The 16,328-nt window shown below is 74.1% G+C and carries 12 protein-coding genes; 4 read left to right on the forward strand and 8 right to left on the reverse strand.

Annotated features, from left to right (window positions below; translation table 11 throughout):
- Positions 1–3 precede the first annotated feature (3 nt).
- The 8 genes from AC0B61_RS12955 to eccD all read right to left on the reverse strand — a co-directional run bounded on the left by AC0B61_RS12955 (position 4) and on the right by eccD (position 7,302).
- The gene (locus tag AC0B61_RS12955) at positions 4–303 is read right to left on the reverse strand and encodes a hypothetical protein (protein WP_471740701.1); all 300 of its coding nucleotides are present in this window, start codon (positions 301–303) and stop codon (positions 4–6) included.
- Positions 296–769: a YbaB/EbfC family nucleoid-associated protein gene (locus tag AC0B61_RS12960; protein ID WP_471740702.1), complete on the reverse strand. Its 474-nt coding sequence runs from the start codon at positions 767–769 to the stop codon at positions 296–298. Before AC0B61_RS12960 ends, AC0B61_RS12955 begins: the two co-directional genes overlap by 8 nt.
- Before the next feature lie 74 nt (positions 770–843).
- Positions 844–3,171, reverse strand: a complete 2,328-nt coding sequence (locus AC0B61_RS12965; protein WP_471740703.1) for a hypothetical protein — start codon at positions 3,169–3,171, stop codon at positions 844–846.
- Between the two features lie 40 nt (positions 3,172–3,211).
- Entirely contained in the window at positions 3,212–3,619 is a 408-nt protein-coding gene (locus tag AC0B61_RS12970) for a hypothetical protein (protein WP_471740704.1), read from the reverse strand.
- Positions 3,619–3,906 (reverse strand): hypothetical protein, encoded by a 288-nt coding sequence (locus tag AC0B61_RS12975; RefSeq protein WP_471740705.1) that lies wholly within the window; start codon positions 3,904–3,906, stop codon positions 3,619–3,621. Before AC0B61_RS12975 ends, AC0B61_RS12970 begins: the two co-directional genes overlap by 1 nt.
- Before the next feature lie 57 nt (positions 3,907–3,963).
- Positions 3,964–4,308, reverse strand: coding sequence for a hypothetical protein (locus AC0B61_RS12980; RefSeq protein ID WP_471740706.1), 345 nt, complete (start codon positions 4,306–4,308; stop codon positions 3,964–3,966).
- Positions 4,309–4,386: 78 nt separating this feature from the next.
- Positions 4,387–5,832: a type VII secretion protein EccB gene (gene eccB, locus AC0B61_RS12985; RefSeq protein ID WP_471740707.1), complete on the reverse strand. Its 1,446-nt coding sequence runs from the start codon at positions 5,830–5,832 to the stop codon at positions 4,387–4,389.
- Positions 5,833–5,910: 78 nt separating this feature from the next.
- On the reverse strand, positions 5,911–7,302 hold the full coding sequence (gene eccD / locus AC0B61_RS12990) for a type VII secretion integral membrane protein EccD (RefSeq protein ID WP_471740708.1): 1,392 nt from the start codon (positions 7,300–7,302) through the stop codon (positions 5,911–5,913).
- 265 nt (positions 7,303–7,567) lie between these two features.
- On the opposite strand from eccD, the gene eccCa reads away from it, so the two are divergent.
- The 4 genes from eccCa to AC0B61_RS13010 all read left to right on the forward strand — a co-directional run bounded on the left by eccCa (position 7,568) and on the right by AC0B61_RS13010 (position 16,270).
- The gene (eccCa, locus tag AC0B61_RS12995) at positions 7,568–11,554 is read left to right on the forward strand and encodes a type VII secretion protein EccCa (protein WP_471740765.1); all 3,987 of its coding nucleotides are present in this window, start codon (positions 7,568–7,570) and stop codon (positions 11,552–11,554) included.
- The gene (locus AC0B61_RS13000; protein ID WP_471740709.1) at positions 11,551–14,358 is read left to right on the forward strand and encodes a hypothetical protein; all 2,808 of its coding nucleotides are present in this window, start codon (positions 11,551–11,553) and stop codon (positions 14,356–14,358) included. The genes eccCa and AC0B61_RS13000 overlap by 4 nt, the downstream gene beginning before the upstream one ends.
- A gap of 143 nt (positions 14,359–14,501) precedes the next feature.
- Positions 14,502–14,867: a hypothetical protein gene (locus AC0B61_RS13005; RefSeq protein ID WP_471740710.1), complete on the forward strand. Its 366-nt coding sequence runs from the start codon at positions 14,502–14,504 to the stop codon at positions 14,865–14,867.
- Between the two features lie 305 nt (positions 14,868–15,172).
- Entirely contained in the window at positions 15,173–16,270 is a 1,098-nt protein-coding gene (locus tag AC0B61_RS13010; RefSeq protein WP_471740711.1) for a substrate-binding domain-containing protein, read from the forward strand.
- Positions 16,271–16,328 lie beyond the last annotated feature (58 nt).

A 16,328-nucleotide genomic window follows, 5' to 3' on the forward strand; every position in this document is an offset into this window, starting at 1 on the left:
TGTTCACACCATGCCGGCGTTGTGTTCGTCGGTGGCGTCGAAGAGGTCGGCCGTGCCCTGGCCGTGCGCGGACATCGCCTTCAGCTTGTTGCGGATCTGCGACGTCAGGTTGTACAGGTCCGAGGTAGGCTTGTCGATCTTCTCGTGGTACTGCTTGCCGATCTCGTCGCCGCCCCCGCCCTTGACGTTCTTCTGGTTGATGTCCTCCATCTCCGTGTTGATCTTCTCGACCAGGGCCGCCACGTCGTCGAAGTTGGCGAACGCCGCTTTGAGGCCCTCCTCCTTGCGCAGCGTCCTAGCCATTGAACTCCTCCTGCTTGGAGGACTTGACCGTCCGGTCGGCACCGGGGCGCATCGCGGTGAGCGGGGCGAGCAGCGCGTCCAGGTCCAGTCCGCCGCCGCCCCCGCCGCCGAACAGCTCCTCGTCGCCGCGCTCACCCGTGAAGTCCATCCGCAGCGTCTCGCCGACGCCCTTGAAGGCGCGCATCTCCGCGGTGATCTGATCACCCATCCGGGCCTTGGCCTCGTTCAGCACGTCCTTCAGTACGGTGCTCAGCTGGGCCGGCGCCATGGACTGGTAGGCGGTGGTGTGGAAGCTCAGCGCGAGCAGTTCGCCCTGGGGGCCGACCTTCGCGGTGACCATCCGGTCCTTGCTCGTCGCGGAGGCGGTCATCGCCTGCATCCTGCGCGTCGACTCGGCCAGCCGCTCCTTCTGCTCCTCCAACGAGGCCATGGCCTGGTTGAGTTGTTCCTCGAACGAGTACGACATGCCTTCTCCGTTCCTTGTCCGGGGGCGGCGTCCCTGCCGGGACGCCGCCCCTTCCTGCCGGGGGGCTGTGCCGCTCAGCGGCCGATCACGCCGTTGACCGCGCCGGTCTCGGTGCCCCACACCTCTTCGTCCTCGGCCAGCCAGGTGGTCCGCTGACGGTCCTTCTCGCCCTGGCCTGCCCCCATGCCGCCGCCCATGCCGCCGCCCATCGGCGGCATCATCGGCATCCCGCCGCTGGTGGGCATCGACTTGCCGCGCATCGCGGCCTGCTCCTCGGCGGCCAGCGCGGCGGCCTTCTGTGTGGCGGCCTTCTCCGCGGCGGCGGCTTCGGCGGCCGCGGCGGCCGCGGTCTTGCCGCCCGGGGCCAGTCCGCCGCTGTTCTCGATGGCCTGCGGGCTCAGCCCGCCGCCGGAGCCGACCAGCCGGGGCAGCTGGCCGCCGGAGCCTGAGCCCACGCCCCCCGTCTCGCCGCCCGCGCCCCCGAAGAGGTTGGCGTACGTGGGCACGGAAGCGGGGCCGGAGCCGGAGCCGTAGTCGCCGAAGGAGGAGCCGAGGTCCAGCTTCCAGTCGGAACTGGACGGCGGGCGGATGCCGCCTCCGCTGCCGGTCCCACCGCCGCCCCCGCTGCCGCTGCCGCTGCCGCTGCCGACCATCGCGTCGATCGCGTGCTGCCGGTCGGTGTAGCGCTGGGAGATGTCGGAGATCGGGCGGCCGGTGGAGTCCAGCAGCGTGCCGTCCCCGGCGATGGAGCCGCCCTTGGGCAGCACCACCGGGTTGCCGTCGCGGTCCAGCACATCCTTGTCGTCGGGCCCGACCACCGTCCCGTCGTCACGGACCTTGGAACCCCTGGGCACCTTCGCGTTCTGCCCGTAGATGCCGCCGCCCGTACCCGGCGGGATGTCCGAGCCCGGCGGGACGACGACGGGCTTGCCGTCCTTGCCCATCACCTTCTGGCCGTTGGCGTCGTACACCTGGCCGTCCTTGCCGATGTAGCCGCCCGGGGGCAGCATCACCGGCTTCTTGTCGGCGCCCAGGACGGGCTTGTGGTCCTTGTCGAGGATCGGTGTGCCCGCGCCGTTGCCCCCGCCGAGCCCGAGGCCCCCGCCGCCACCGCTGCCGCCGCCGGGCCCGATGACCGGGGGCGGCGGCGGCAGGTGGGTCTTGTTGCCGCCGCCCTTGCCGCCGCCGGCGCCGCCGCCTCCACCTCCGCCGGCACCGCCGCCCAGGTCGAACTTGTTGCCGGCACCTCCGCCGGCACCGCCTCCCGCTCCTCCGCCGGCACCGCCTCCCGCTCCCCCGCCCGCTCCCCCGCCGCTGCCGTCACCCGCGCCCGGGCCGGGCGGGGCCTGGCTGGGCAGGTCCAGGCTGATGTTGACGTAGCCGCGTCCGAAGTCCGCGACCAGCGTGGAGTAGGCGGCCTCCAGGGCGTCCGTCGGGTCGCCCTGCCTGCGCACGCTGACCGCGGCCGTCTGGGGGTCCTCGACCTGGTAGGCGATGCTCCTGTCGTCGAGGTACTTCTTGACGTTGGCCAGCCAGATCCCCTTCGCCTTCTGCTCCAGCGCGGTGTAGAAGGCGTCCTGCGTGGCGTCGCCGAGCGAGTTGGACCTGATCGACTTCACGGCGCCGGTGGTGGTGTCGATCTCCGGGATGACACCCACCATCTCCTGCCGCAGGGCCTCGAAGAGGGCGTGGGAGGGCCACAGCGTCGCGGAGTCCCACCACCTCTTGTGGGTGCCCTGGAGGCCCCGGACGGTGACCGGGATCTGGTCGGCCGCCGCTTCGAGGTCCTTGGGGTAGTTCGTGGTGTCCAGTTGGAGGCGGATGCTCTCGAACTCCAGGGCGTACCGCTTGAGCAGCATCTTGAACTCGCCGGCCGCGTCGCCCTGCCAGCTGCTGTCCGGGCCGTCGATCAGCTCGGCCCACTTGTTCACCCGCGGGCGCCACAGGTCCAGCCAGGTGCCCACGTCCCTGATGCCCTGCGCCGCGACCCGCAGGCTCTGGGGGTCGATCACGCCGTTGCCGCCGCCGCCCGCCAGCTTGTCGAAGATCGCCTCGTGCTGGTGGATGAACTGGGCCAGCGGCTTGTCCGCGTCGTTGCCCCAGTCCGTGTAGTTGACCGGGATCCCGATCAGGATGTGGTAGTCGCCCTCGCCCTGGGTGTAGTTCCACGCCCACCACACGTCGGGCCTGGACTCGCCCTCCTTGGCCATGCCGGTGATGCCGTCCTTGACGCTGGCTTCGGAGTTGAAGTAGAAGCCGCTCTCCTTCACGCCCTTCTTGACGGACTCCGGCCTGATCCAGGACTTGCTCCCGGTGGGCAGCTCCGCGACCTTGCCCCGGTCGACGAGCTTCTGGTTCGCGCCCCCGAAGAACGTGAGCACCTGCTCCCAGGTTCCGGTCATCGGTTCCCCACCCTGTCTCGTACGGTCGACTCTTCTGCGTTCAGCTGGACTTGGGCGGGGCGGCACCCGCCACCTTGGTGAGGACCTCCATCATCTCGGCCGCCGTCATGGCCTCCTCGTGGGCCTGGTCCATGATCGTCAGCGTCAGCTGGATCTTGATCTGGGCCTGGCGCATCTGGGCCTTGAGGGTGCCGAGGTCGGTGGCGACGCCGGTGGCCAACTGCTTGAAACCCGCGGCGATCGAGTCCGCGAAGAACAGCTTGCTGCCCACCAGCAGCGTGCTGCCCGCCCCGTCCAGGATCCCGGCGTAGTGCTGCATCACGTCGTAGCCGGGGTTCTTGTTGAGGCTGTCCAGCAGTCCGCCGATCTCCTTGTCCGCGAAGTACTGGAGGTCCTCCTTGTGGACGCTGAGGGTGTGCCCGTAGTCGGGTTCGGGCGGCGTCGCCATCAGCCGATGCCCGCCGCGGCGCGCTTGTCGGCGTCGCGCAGCAGGCCGTGCATGGTGCGCAGGACGTCGGCGCCCGCGACGATGTCGTCGTTCATGGTGCCGTTCTGGGTGGCGAGCACCTGGTAGAAGGCGTTGGCGGCGGTGGCGAGGTCACCGCTGAGCTGGCTCTCGGCGGTCTTGATGGCGGCCATGCAGTTCTCCATGGCGGTGTGCATGCCCTGGCCGGCCTGGGTCAGGGCGTCGGCGGCCTCGTCGATGTTGGCGTGGTTGAGCAGGATGTTGGCCATCTGGGGTCCTTCCGGCGGTCGTCGCGGTGGTGGTGGGCGGTGGCGGGGCTGGGGCGGCTACTTCGGGTTGAGGCCGTTGAAGACATCGTTGGAGGCGCCGGAGCCCCAGCTGCCGCCGGCCGCCAGGGCCTCGTCGTGGGCGGTGTTGACCTGGCCGTGGCCGGTGGAGAAGCTGCCGTGGAAGGACTGGTAGGCGCCCTTGAGCTGCTGGTAGCGCTGCTGCCAGTCCTCGATCTTCTGCTGGTATTTGGTGCTGCACGCGGCCTTGAAGTGCTGCTGGATCTCGCCGTTGACGTTTTCGACCTGCGAGCCGGCGCGCATCATGGCGTCGATGTGGCTCTCCAGGGTCGCCAGGACGCTCCGGACGACCGCGTCGTCCGTCTGCAGGTTGGGTGCCACCATCGGGGGGTTCCTTTCCATCGGGCCCGGCTTCGGCTGCCGGGTTCATCTCAAGTCAACGGGGCTTTGGGGGGCGGTGGTTCACCGTGGGCAGGCCGGGCCGGCCGGGGTGGGTGCGGCGGCGGGTGCGGAGCCGGTGAGGACGGCCGGGTCGAGGCTGGGGCCGGTGGGCAGCAGGGTCAGCAGCGCGGCGGGGACGCCCGCCGGAGTGGCCTCGCCGTAGCCGAGCTGTTTGGCGACGGCGGGTGCGGCGAGCGGGTACTTCACCCCGTTGTCGGTGACCAGGTAGAGGGTGGCGCCGGTGCCGGTGCTGGACAGGGCGCGCACCAGGGCGCCGCCGCCGGGGCGCACGGTGATGGTGTCGGCGGGGGCGCAGGCCGCCTCGATGCCGGGCTGGGCGCTGGGGGCGGGGCCCTGGACGGCGGTGTCGTCGAGGAGGGTGACGGAGGTGGTGGGGGTGGGGTCGCCGGGGCGCAGTTCGGCGCACACGTCGCGGCCCTGGGGGGCGGTCAGGAGTTCGGGCGGGGCGGTGGGCAGGCCGGTGGCGGCGGGTGCGGGGGGTGCGCTGTGGGCGGCGAGGTCGGCGGCGCCCAGGGCGGTGGGGGTGGGGGCGGCGTCCTGGTAGGCGCTCTGCTGGGTGCGGGGGTCGAAGCGCAGCAGTTCGAAGGCCAGGGGGGTGAGCGGGGTGAGGCCGGCGCGGGTGAGCAGGTAGGGGTCGCCGTTGGGGCCGGTGAAGAGTTGTCCGATGCGGGTGGGGTGGGTGGAGAGGTCGGGGCCGGGGGTGCCGCGTTGGTCGATGTCGGGGGCGGCGAGGTCGGGGCCGGCGGGCAGGGCGTTGAGGAAGGCCTGGGTGACGGGCTGGGCGGTGGCGGTGGCCTGGCCGAGGGCTTGGCGGGCGCCGTTGTGGGTGTCCAGGCGCAGGCGGCGGCCGTGCCACAGCAGGTGGGTGGTGCCGTCGGGGGCGGTGACGAGGAGGGCCTGGTTGTCGGTGAGGGCGGTGCCGTGGGCGGCGGGGTCGATGGCGAGGGCGAGTTGGGGCTGGCGGGTGCCGGAGGGGCCGGGGCGCAGGGTGGCGCAGGCGAGCCAGGGGGCGGTGGTGAGGCGGTCGGGTTCGGGCAGGCCGTCGGGGGCGCCGAGGATGCCGAGGGGGGCGCCGCGGGGGGTGTCGGTCAGGGAGTGCTGGCTGACCTGGTCGATGGTGAGCTGGTCGCCGGCGATGAGGCGGGCGGTGGTCTCGTTGAGCAGGGGGTGGAGGGTGCCGTCGAGGTAGAGGTAGCGGGCGCCGCTCTCCTTGACGAGGACGAGGGTGCCGGGTTTCTTCCAGCCGGTGGCGCCGCCGGGGACGAGGACGCCGTAGACGGCGGCGATCAGGCCGGCGAGGACGGCGATGACCAGGCCGGTGACGGTGCCGCGGGAGGTGCGCCCGGTGGGGGTGTCGGGGGCGTCGGGTTCGCCGCGGAGCATGCCGGTGGCGAGGCGGCCCATCACGAACAGGTGGGCCTGCACCTGGTCGCGTTTCGACTGCATGGCGTGGTTCTCCTCGGGGGCGGGGCGTCGGGCGCGCTCGCGCGGTGACGGGGCGTCGGGTCTTGTGCGGGGCGGCGGTCAGCCGGCGATGGCGCGCAGCCCGTGGTAGGCGCCGGCGGCGGCGAGGGCGAGCGGGAGCACGGTGACGGCCGCGAGGGTGTGCAGCAGGTCGGCGGCGCGGCCCCAGTAGGGCAGCAGGCGCCGGCCGGGGATCGTCCAGGAGGCGGTGGCCAGGACGGCGGCGGTGGTGAGGAGGGCGGCGAGCAGGCCCAGGCGTGCGGCCGGGTCCTGGCCGAGGGCGAGGTGGGCGGTGAGCAGGGTGGGGCCCAGGGCGCCGGGGACCAGGACGGCCAGGCGCTGGGGGATGCTGCCGATGCCGCGGGCGTGCAGCAGCAGGAGGAGGGACAGGGCGCAGGTCAGGGCGGTGGGGGCCCAGCCGTCCTGGGTGGCCAGGGTGGCCAGGCACAGGGCGAGGACGGGGGCGAGGGCGAGGTGGAAGGCCGTCAGGAAGCCGTCGGCGACGATGCTGCGGGAGCGGACGGAGGCGGCGGGGACGGCTTCGATGCCTTCCTGCAGTTCCTCGGCGTTGCGGGGCAGGGCGGGCAGGCGCAGTCCGGACAGGCGGAAGCACAGGCCGGGCAGGAAGGCGGCGGTGGCGACGGGGACGACGGCGAGGGCGGCGGCGGTGGCGGGGGTGGTCAGTCCGGCGAGCAGGAGGGCGCCGGCGGCGGTGACGTGCAGGGCGAGCAGGACCAGGCCGAGGAAGAGCGGGGCGGAGCAGCCGACGGCGGCCATGGCGAGGACGGCGGCTCCGGCGCCGGCGCAGCCGCCGGCGAGCAGGCGTGCTCCGGTGGCGGAGGGTCCGGTGCCGGTGGTGAGCAGGGCGCCGGCCAGGGCGAGGTAGGGCACGGCGGTGGCGCCGAGGGCGGTGCCGGCGCCGGCGTCGCCGACGGCGCGGGAGGCGCTGAGGGCGCCGAGCAGCAGGAGCAGGGCGGTGACGGCGGCGGCTGCGGCGCGGGCGGGGGCGGGTCCGGGCAGGAGCAGGAGGGCGGCGCCGCCGGCGAGGGCGGTGACGGCCAGGGTGAGGGCGGTGTGGTGGGTGAGGGCGGGGCGCCAGGTGTCGGGGCGTTCGCGCATGCCGGTGGCGAGGCCGTCGGCGAGGTCGTCGTAGTGGACCTCGGGCAGGGCGTCGCGGCGTGGGCGCAGGTGGAGTTCGTCGCCGTCGTGCAGGTCGAGGGCGTCGGCGCCCAGTTCCTCGTCCAGGGGCGGGTGGCCGAGGCGTTGGAGGACCCAGCCGTCGTGTTCGACGCCCTGTTCGTCGAGGTCGGTGCCGGCGTGGGCGAGGACGGCCGGCAGCAGGTCGGCCAGGGGGACGTCGGCGGGCACGGCGAGTTCGAACACCGCCTCGGGTGTGCGGAACCTCAGTCGGCACAGTCCGGCGACGGCGGCCCCGTTGGCACTCCCGTTCACGCTTCTCCTTCACGTCCGTTCGACCCGGTGGGCCGTCCCTCGTGTGTGGGTGCCCCGCTTTCAGGCACGGGCGGCGGGGGGTGGCGGGTTCACCTCGGCGGGCACGGATTGCGGCCGGCGGTGAACCCGGGGCGGGGCGCCGTCCGTGGTCCTGGGCGGACGGCGCCCCGGACGGCGGGGCACCTGATGCCGTCCTTCCGGTGCGAGGAGCCCTTCGTTGAGTGTGGTGCTGGTCAACCGTCCGCCGCGCCGTCCCGGCCCGGCGATGCCCGACGGCGAGATCCAGTTGCAGGAGCCGCCTGTGCTGCCGGAGTCGCAGAGCGGCATGTCGAGCATGATCTCGATGGCGCCGATGGCGTTGAGCTCGCTGTCGATGGTGTTCGTGTTCCTGCGCCCGGGTGAGAGCGGCGGGGTGCTGGGCTACGTGGCGATGGGCATGATGGGCCTGTCGGCGGTGGGCATGCTGGTGACGCAGCTGATCCGCGGTTCCAGTGACCGCAAGCGGGAGTTGCGGGCGGAGCGGCGTGACTACCTGCGCTACCTGTCCCAGATCCGCCGTCAGGTGCGCGGGCACATCGTGCGCCAGCAGGAGGCGCTGGCGTGGCGTCATCCGGAGCCGGGGGCGGTGGCGTCGCTGGTGCGCACCTCGCGGCTGTGGGAGCGGCGCAGTGCGCATCCGGACTTCGGTGACGTGCGGATCGGGGTGGGGCACCAGCGGCTGGCGGTGCGGCTGGCGCCGTTGTCGACCAAGCCGGTGGAGGACCTGGAGCCGTTGTGCGCGCACGCGCTGCGCCGGTTCATCCACGCCTACGGCACGGTCGCCGACCAGCCGATCGCGGTGTACGTGCGCGGGTACGCCCAGGTGCTGCTGCGCGGTGACGACCGGGAGGCGTCGCGGGCGCTGGTGCGGGCGATGCTGGCGCAGCTGGCGCTGTTCCACGCCCCGGACGAGCTGCGGATCGCGGTGGTGGCGGACGCGGAGCACCGGGAGCGGTGGGAGTGGGCGAAGTGGCTGCCGCACGCGCTGCACCCGGTGGACAGTGACGCGCTGGGGCCGGTGCGCCTGGTGGCGGGGTCGCTGGTGGAGTTGGAGCAGGTGCTGGGGGCGGAGTTCGCGGGGCGCGGGCCGTGGGAGCCGGAGGCGCAGCCGGGCCGGGACGAGCCGTTCACGGTGATCGTGCTGGACGGGGTGGCGGCGTCGCCGGGCAGCCGGGCGGCGTTGGCGGGCTGGCGCAACGCGGTGCTGCTGGACCTGGGTGAGGCGTTGGAGTGGAAGCCGCTGCGGCACCGGTTGCGGCTGCGGATCGAGGACGGTCGGCTGGCGATGGTGGGGGCCGACCGCAACCACCAGGACGAGGTCACCGATCTGGGCCGGCCGGACGCGCTGTCGCCGGCGGCCGCGCGGCGTCTGGCCGCGCTGATGGCGCCGTACCGGATCGGGGACCAGGTGGAGGCCGGGGAGCCCTTGGCGGGCGACTTCGACCTGGCGTCGCTGCTGGGCATCCGTGATCTGCACCGCCATGACGTGGCTGACTCTTGGGCGCGGCGCGGCATCGCCGACCGGCTGCGGGTGCCGTTGGGCATCGCCGGTGACGGCACGCCGGTGGAGTTGGACATCAAGGAGTCGGCGCAGGGCGGCATGGGCCCGCACGGGATGCTGATCGGCGCGACCGGGTCGGGCAAGTCGGAGCTGCTGCGGACCCTGGTGCTGGCGTTGGCGATGACGCACTCCTCGGAGGTGCTGAACTTCGTCCTGGTCGACTTCAAGGGCGGGGCGACGTTCCTGGGCCTGGACCGGCTGCCGCACACGTCGGCGGTGATCACCAACCTGGCCGACGAGGCGGCGCTGGTGGACCGGATGCGCGACGCGCTGCACGGTGAGCTGGTGCGCCGCCAGGAGCTGCTGCGTTCGGCGGGCAACTACAGTTCGCTGCTGGACTACGAGACGGCCCGGGCGGGCGGCACGCCGCTGGCGCCGCTGCCGACGCTGTTCGTGGTGGTCGACGAGTTCAGCGAACTGCTGGCCGCGCACCGCGACTTCATGGACCTGTTCATCATGATCGGCCGGCTGGGCCGGTCGCTGGGTGTGCACCTGCTGCTGGCCTCGCAGCGTCTGGACGAGGGCCGGATGCACGCCCTGGAGTCGCACCTGTCGTACCGGATCGGCCTGCGGACGTTCTCGGCGATGGAGAGCCGGGGCGTGCTGGGGGTGCCCGACGCGTACCAGCTGCCCTCGCAGCCCGGCAACGGGTTCCTGCGCAGCGACATCGCCACGCTGACCAGGTTCAAGGCCGCGTACGTGTCCGGCCCCTATCGGGCGCCGCGGCCCGCCGCCGCGCGCCAGCAGGCCGCGGCCGGGCAGGTCGCCCCGTACGGGACCGGGTACGTGGCGCCGCGTCAGCCCGTCGTGGTGCCGGAGGAGCCGGAGGTGGCGCAGGCCGCCGAGGAGAGCCGCAGCCTGCTCGCGCTGGCGGCCGACAAGCTCGTCGACGCGGGGCCGCCCGCGCACCAGGTGTGGCTGCCGCCGCTGGGCGTGCCGCCGACCCTGGACCAGTTGCTGCCGCCGCTGTCGGCGCACCCCGCGTACGGTCTGACCACCGAGACCGACGCGGGCCGGGGCACCCTGCAGGTGCCGGTCGGGGTCATCGACCGGCCCTTCCACCAGGTGCGCGACCTGCTCACCGCGGACCTGTCCGGCGCCGGCGGCCACGTCGGCATCGCGGGCGGGCCGCAGAGCGGCAAGTCCACGCTGCTGCGCACCCTGGTGACCGGTCTGGCGCTCACCCACACCCCGCGCGAAGTGCAGTTCTACTGCCTGGACTTCGGCGGCGGCACGCTGTCCTCGCTGCGCGGCCTGCCGCACCTGGGCGGGGTCACCGGGCGGCACGACCCGGAGCGGGTGGTGCGCACGGTGGCGGAGGTCAACAGCATCCTGGCGCGGCGCGAGCAGCGGTTCGCCGAGCTGGGCATCGACTCGGTGGCGGCGTTCCGGCGGATGCTGGCGGCCGGTGAGCTGGCCGACGAGCCGCACGGCGACGTGTTCCTGGTCGTCGACGGCTGGAACACCGTGCGCCAGGAGTTCGCGGACCTCGCGCCCGCGCTGACGCTGATCGCCCAGCGCGGCCTCAACTACGGCATCCACCTGATCGTCGCCACCACCCGCTGGGGCGAGGTCACCGGTGCGCTGCGCGACCTGCTGGGCACCCGCTTCGAGCTGCGGCTGGGCGACCCGGTCGACTCCGCGATCGGCATGCGGATCGCGGCCACCGTGCCGAAGGTCCCCGGCCGCGGCCTCACCTCCGAGGAGCTGCACTTCCTGACCGCGCTGCCCCGGCTGGACGGCAACGGCGGCACCGAGGACCTCGGCGAGGGCGTCGCCGACCTGGTCGACGCCGTCGCCGAGCACTGGACGGGCCCGCGCGCGCCCGAGATCCGGATGCTGCCGCTGCACCTGCCCGCCGCCACGCTGCCCGCCCCCGAGGGGCGGCTGCGCGTCCCGCTGGGGCTCCAGGACGTCTCGATGGCCCCGCTGTGGCACGACTTCGAGGACTCCGCGCACCTGGTGGTGGTCGGTGACAGCGAGTCGGGCAAGACCAACCTGCTGAAGCTCGTCGCCGCGGGCATCACCGGCGCCTACCGGCCCGACCAGGCCCGCATCATGCTGGTCGACTACCGCCGGGTGCTGCAGGGCGCGGTGCCGGAGGAGTACCGGCTGGGGCATGCCGTCGCCGTGGACGTGCTGCGCCAGATCGTCGACGGCGCGGCGCGGGCGATGGCCAACCGGCTGCCCGGCGCGGACATCCCGCCGGAGCGGCTGCGGCTGCGGGACTGGTGGGAGGGCCCGGAACTGTTCATCCTGGTCGACGACTACGAGCTGGTCGCCGGCTCCGGCGGCGGGATGAGCGCCCACCCGTTCGCGCCGCTGCTGGACTACCTGGCGCAGGGCGTCGAACTGGGCCTGCACCTGATCGTCGCCCGCAGCGCCAACGGCATCGGGCGGGCCTCCTCCGACCAGCTGCTGCGCAAGCTGGAGGAGGTCAACACCCCGGCGCTGCTGCTGTCCTGCCCGCCCAGCGAGGGCTTCCTGTTCGGCAACACCAAGCCCCGCACCCTCCCGCCCGGCCGGGCCCTGCACATCACCCGGCGCCGCACGGTGCAGGTGCAGACCGCGGTCGTCGACGACGGCGACGGCGACGGCGACGGCGGTAGCGGTAGCGGTAGCGGCAACGGTGAGGGGCGGGTGGGCCGATGAGCGCCGAAGCCGTACCGGCACGACGCTGGCTGACCCGACACCGCACCGCCCTCCCGAGCGGCCCGGCGCCCGACCAGGCACCCGCGACACTGCACGAAGCCGGACCCCACTTCGTCATCGCCCCCGGCGAGCCGGGCGCGGCGGCACTGCCCGCCGAACTCGCGGACGCCCTGGCCGCGCTGCCCGCCGTCATCGGCACCGTCACCGTGCTGGCCGCCGCCGCCGACGCGCAGCCCGTCCTGCTCGGACGACTGGACGACCTGGCCCGCACCGCCGCCGCCCGAGGCGCCGCCACCCTCGTCCTGGCCGCCTCCAACCTCGCCACCGACCCCGGCGGCGGACGCCGCCCCGCCCAGCAGATCGCCGAACTCGCCGCCACCAGCATCGTGGCACCGGACGGCCTCGTCACCCTGCGCCCCGACGGAACCCTGCTCACCACCGGCGCCGACGACGACAGCCCGTCCTCCTGGTGGCTGTGCACCCCGACCGGCCGCACCCGCCGCCTCGGGCCCCTGTGGCCCCTGCCCGAGACGGCGGCGGCGACGGCGACGGCGGTTCCGGCGGCGGCAGTGGCGGTTCCGGCGGCGGTTCCGGCGGCAGTGGTTCCGGCGGCGGCGGAGGCTCCGGCGGTGGAGGCTCCGGCGGCGGTCACCTGGGCGGCGCCCGTGGTACCCGCGGTGCCTGCTGCGGCCCCTCCGGCCACGGCCCCTCACCCGGCGCCCGCCCTCCCCGCAGCCACAGTCCCGATGCCCGCCTTCCCGCCACCTGCCGCCCCGTCACCCGGCGGCGGCGAGGGCGGCGGCGACCCGCTGGACGGCGACCCGCTGGTGACCGTGCTGCCGAGCGGCTACTGGCTGCCCGGCGAGGACGCCCCCGGCGGGCCGCCCGCAGCGCTGGCCCGAGCCACCGCGGCACCGGGCACGCTGGTCGTGGTCGTCGGCCACCCCGACGCCCCGCTGCCCCCGGCCGCCGACCTCGCCGCCCGGCTGCGCCGCCTTCGGCCCGCCCCCGCCGGCCTGCTGGTCAGCGCGCCCTGGGCCGCCACCACGGCACTCGTCACCCTGGCCGCCGCCCTCGCGGCCGAACTGGGCCGCGACGTCCGGGCCGCCGTCGGCCTGCCGATGCGCACCGCGGACGGCTTCTCCTCCCGCGTGCTGGCCGCGGACGGCACCCCGGCCTGGGAGCCGTGGCTGACCGAACTGACCGCCTCCCCCGCGCTCGGCCGCGTCGTCGCCTCCGCCTGGCGCCCCCTGCCCGACGGCACCGCGCCCTGCGGCCCGGCGCTCTACCGCGCCCCGGTGGCGGGCTGGCGCCTGGAGGCGGTCCCCGCCGGGCTGTGGCTGCGCCCCGAGGACCCGCCGCAGGACCACGGCCCCCGGCTGCTCGACCCGGACCCGGCCCACCCGCTGCTCATCGCGGGCTCGGCCGACCGTACGGTCCCGGCGGAGGTGCGCGCCGCCCTGGACGGCCTGCTGTCCTCGCTCACCGTCCCGGGCACGGCGGCACCCCACCTGCTCGTCCACGCCGACCCGGCACGGGAGTCGGCCCGTCCGGCCGCCCACCCCCCGCTTCCCCCCGTCCCGGCGACCAGGCCCGCCAACTCTCCTGCCCCGCAAGCCCCGACGGCCACCACACCCACCGGACGGGTCGCCCCACGGCCCGAACCGGCGACCGCGACCGCCGCCCCGGAGCCCGTCAACTCCCCCAGCCTCCAGGCCCCGACGCCCACCCCCACACCCACCGGCCGGGTCACCCCGCTGCCCGAGGGCGACGACCCCGCCGCCCCAGCCACCGAACCGACCGCCACACCCGACGCGACGCACCCGGACAGCGCCAATTCCCCCACCCCGCAGGCCCCGACACCCACGCCCGCCGACCCGGACACCGCACCGTCCGAGGACGACGGCCCCATCGGCGCCCCGGAGCCTGCGGCGGAGGTCGACACCGTCGACCCGGCCGCGGCGCCCGCATCCCCGACCCCGACCCCGACACCGTCCCCGACACCGACCCCGTCCCCGTCCATGTCGCGGCTGATCCCGCCGGATGGCGCCCTGGTCGCCGGGCGGCCGTCCACCGCCGCGGAGCGGGCCGCGTTCCGGGCGCTGCTCGGTGCGCACTTCCACCGTTACGCGAGCCGGGCCGAGCAGGTCGCCCTGCGGCTGCCGGCGCTGCGTTCGCAGGCCCGGGACGACCTGAAGGACGATCTCGCGGCGGTCTACCTGCACCACGCGGACACCGGGATCCCCGTGCACCGCGCCGAGTTGGTCGAGGCCGCCCGCCGGCCCGGCCCGGGGCCGCTGGAGTCGTACCTGGCCTGTCTGGGGTCCGGGCTGCGCCGGCTGCCGAACCACCGGGGCGCGGTGCTGCTGGGCGCCGACGCGGGTGCGGAGGTGCTGCGTCACTACGTGCGGGGTGTGCTGCTGACGGAGCCCGCCCCGGTGGTGGGGACGTCGGAGGCCGATCTCGCGCCGGACGTGTCGGTGGAGTTCCTGATCTGGTCGGCCACCGGCCGCCGGACGTCGGTGATCGCGGAGGACGGGGATCCGGAGGTGGTCTTCCCGCCCGGCTCGTGGTTCTGCGTGCTGGACGTCCTGCCCGGCGGTGAGGACCGTCCGACCCGGGTGCTGCTCCGCGAGGCCGGTCTCTCGTCCGCCGGGGACGAGAGCGCGCACGAGCGGGACGAGCAGGCCCGGGTGCGGCTGCTCGCCTGGCAGGCCCGCCGTGACCTGCTGCCGGCCGAGCTCAGGCGCGCGCCGGCCCGGCCGGAGCGGCTGCGCCTCACCCCGGGGGTGGCGTCCGGGTGAGGCGCGGCAGCTGAGGCGGCTCGTGGCAAGCAGGCGCGCCCCTGTCAGATGTCAGGGACCGCCGGGGCGTCCGCGTTCCTAGGCTGACGGGCATCGGTCCGGCCGGTCGCCGGACTTCGCACCAGCCAAGGGAGTGCCACCCCATGCGCAGGATCACCCACGCCATCGCCGCCCTCGCTCTCGCCACCGCCGCCCTGACCGCGATGGGTACCGGCAGCGCCGGTGCCGCGGACGGCTCCTGGGCGGGCTGCCCGTACGGCGCGGTCTGCGTCTACCCGCAGAACCAGAACCCGGCGTCCTCCCCCACCGACGTCTACTGGAGCTACGGCGCCCACAACCTGAGCAACCAGTACGGCAACCACTGGGTGCTGAACAACCAGTCCGGCGGGGCCCACGCGCACCTGTGCCGCGGTTCGGGCGGCGCCGACTGCGTCTACGACATCGCCGCCCAGAACGGCGTCTACTACGACCTGGGCCCGATCAACTCGATCACCCTCGACCGCCCCTGACGGGACGTCACCGACCACCACGGCCATGCCGGGGGTGCCCGCCGCACGGGGGACGCGGCGGGCACCCCCGTTTTTGCGTGCGCCCACGCTCCCCCGGTGTGCCCACGCTCCTCCTCCGATCCCCCTCGATCCCCCTCCGGCCCCCGCTGATCCCCCCCCGGCCGTCTGGGGCGCATTCACGAAGATAACGAGTGGAGGTGGATTGGAGGCATCTTGGTTTTACTTATTGACGTCATGTACGCGCTCGGGCTTTACTCCCCCCACCCCGCCGCAACGTCGCGGCGACCGCAGGGAGAGGCACCCGAATGAACGCCGTCACGCGTCGCGTCCTCGTCTCCACCGCCGGCCTCGCGCTGGCCCTGTCCATGACCGCCGCCTGCGGGAAGGCCGGCGGCGCCAAGACCGAAGCCTCCGCCGCCGGCGACTCCACCTCGATCGGCCTGCTGCTGCCCGAGAACGCCTCCTCCGTCCGCTACGAGTCCTTCGACCGGCCCTTCATCGAAGCCAAGGTCAAGGCCCTGTGCGCGCAGTGCAAGGTGCTCTACAACAACGCCGAGGGCAGCGCCGCCAAGCAGAAGCAGCAGTTCGACACCCTGCTCACCCAGGGCGTCAAAGTGATCATCCTCGACCCCTACGACGCCGACTCCACCGACGGCTGGGTCCAGGAGGCCGCCGCCAAGGGCGTCAAGGTCCTCGCCTACGACCGCCTCGCGAGCGGCCCGATCGCCGCCTACACCTCCTTCGACAACGAGAAGGTCGGCGAACTCCAGGGCCAGGCCCTGGTCGACGCGCTCGGCGCGCAGGCCGCCGCCGCCAACATCGTGATGATCGACGGCGACGAGGCCGACCCCAACTCCGCCCAGTTCAAGTCCGGCGCCCACAAGGTCCTCGACGGCAAGGTCAAGAAAGTCGTCTACGAGCAGTCCGGCCAGTGGAACGCCACCGTCGCCGGGCAGAAGATCTCCGCCGCCGTCACCGAACTCGGCAAGAACGGCTTCCAGGGCGTCTACTCCGCCAACGACGGCATGGCCGGCGCCATCATCACCCAGCTCAAGGGCGCCGGCATCACGGTCCCCGTCGGCGGCCAGGACGCCGGCCTCGACGCCATCCAGCGCATCGTCAACGGCGACCAGGCCTACACCATCTACAAGGCCTACCGCCCGCTCGCCGACACCGCCGCCGAACTGGCCGTCGCCCTCCTGCACGGCAAGGACGTCAAGGCGATCGCCCCCGCGAGCGTCGACAGCGCCACCGCCAAGAACATCCCGGCCAAGCTGCTGGACGCCAAGGTCGTCACCAAGGACACCATCGCCGGCACCGTCCTGGCCGACGGCATCTACAAGGTCTCCGACATCTGCACCGCCGACTACGCGGCCGCCTGCGCCGCCGCGGGCCTCAAGTAGCCCCTCCCCTCCCCGGCCTCCCCGGCCTCCCCCGGCCTCCGCACGTAAGCCGCATGCC

Source organism: Kitasatospora sp. NPDC023385, assembly GCF_055664045.1.

What these genes read in the sequence shown, in the direction of transcription:
- AC0B61_RS13010 (WP_471740711.1), top strand. Translation starts at nt 15,173, where the DNA reads ATGAACGCCGTCACGCGTCGCGTCCTCGTCTCCACCGCCGGCCTCGCG.
- eccCa (WP_471740765.1), top strand. Translation starts at nt 7,568, where the DNA reads ATGCCCGACGGCGAGATCCAGTTGCAGGAGCCGCCTGTGCTGCCGGAG.
- AC0B61_RS12980 (WP_471740706.1), bottom strand. Translation starts at nt 4,308, where the DNA reads ATGGTGGCACCCAACCTGCAGACGGACGACGCGGTCGTCCGGAGCGTC.
- AC0B61_RS12965 (WP_471740703.1), bottom strand. Translation starts at nt 3,171, where the DNA reads ATGACCGGAACCTGGGAGCAGGTGCTCACGTTCTTCGGGGGCGCGAAC.
- eccB (WP_471740707.1), bottom strand. Translation starts at nt 5,832, where the DNA reads ATGCAGTCGAAACGCGACCAGGTGCAGGCCCACCTGTTCGTGATGGGC.
- AC0B61_RS12955 (WP_471740701.1), bottom strand. Translation starts at nt 303, where the DNA reads ATGGCTAGGACGCTGCGCAAGGAGGAGGGCCTCAAAGCGGCGTTCGCC.
- AC0B61_RS12970 (WP_471740704.1), bottom strand. Translation starts at nt 3,619, where the DNA reads ATGGCGACGCCGCCCGAACCCGACTACGGGCACACCCTCAGCGTCCAC.
- AC0B61_RS13000 (WP_471740709.1), top strand. Translation starts at nt 11,551, where the DNA reads ATGAGCGCCGAAGCCGTACCGGCACGACGCTGGCTGACCCGACACCGC.
- AC0B61_RS12960 (WP_471740702.1), bottom strand. Translation starts at nt 769, where the DNA reads ATGTCGTACTCGTTCGAGGAACAACTCAACCAGGCCATGGCCTCGTTG.
- AC0B61_RS13005 (WP_471740710.1), top strand. Translation starts at nt 14,502, where the DNA reads ATGCGCAGGATCACCCACGCCATCGCCGCCCTCGCTCTCGCCACCGCC.
- AC0B61_RS12975 (WP_471740705.1), bottom strand. Translation starts at nt 3,906, where the DNA reads ATGGCCAACATCCTGCTCAACCACGCCAACATCGACGAGGCCGCCGAC.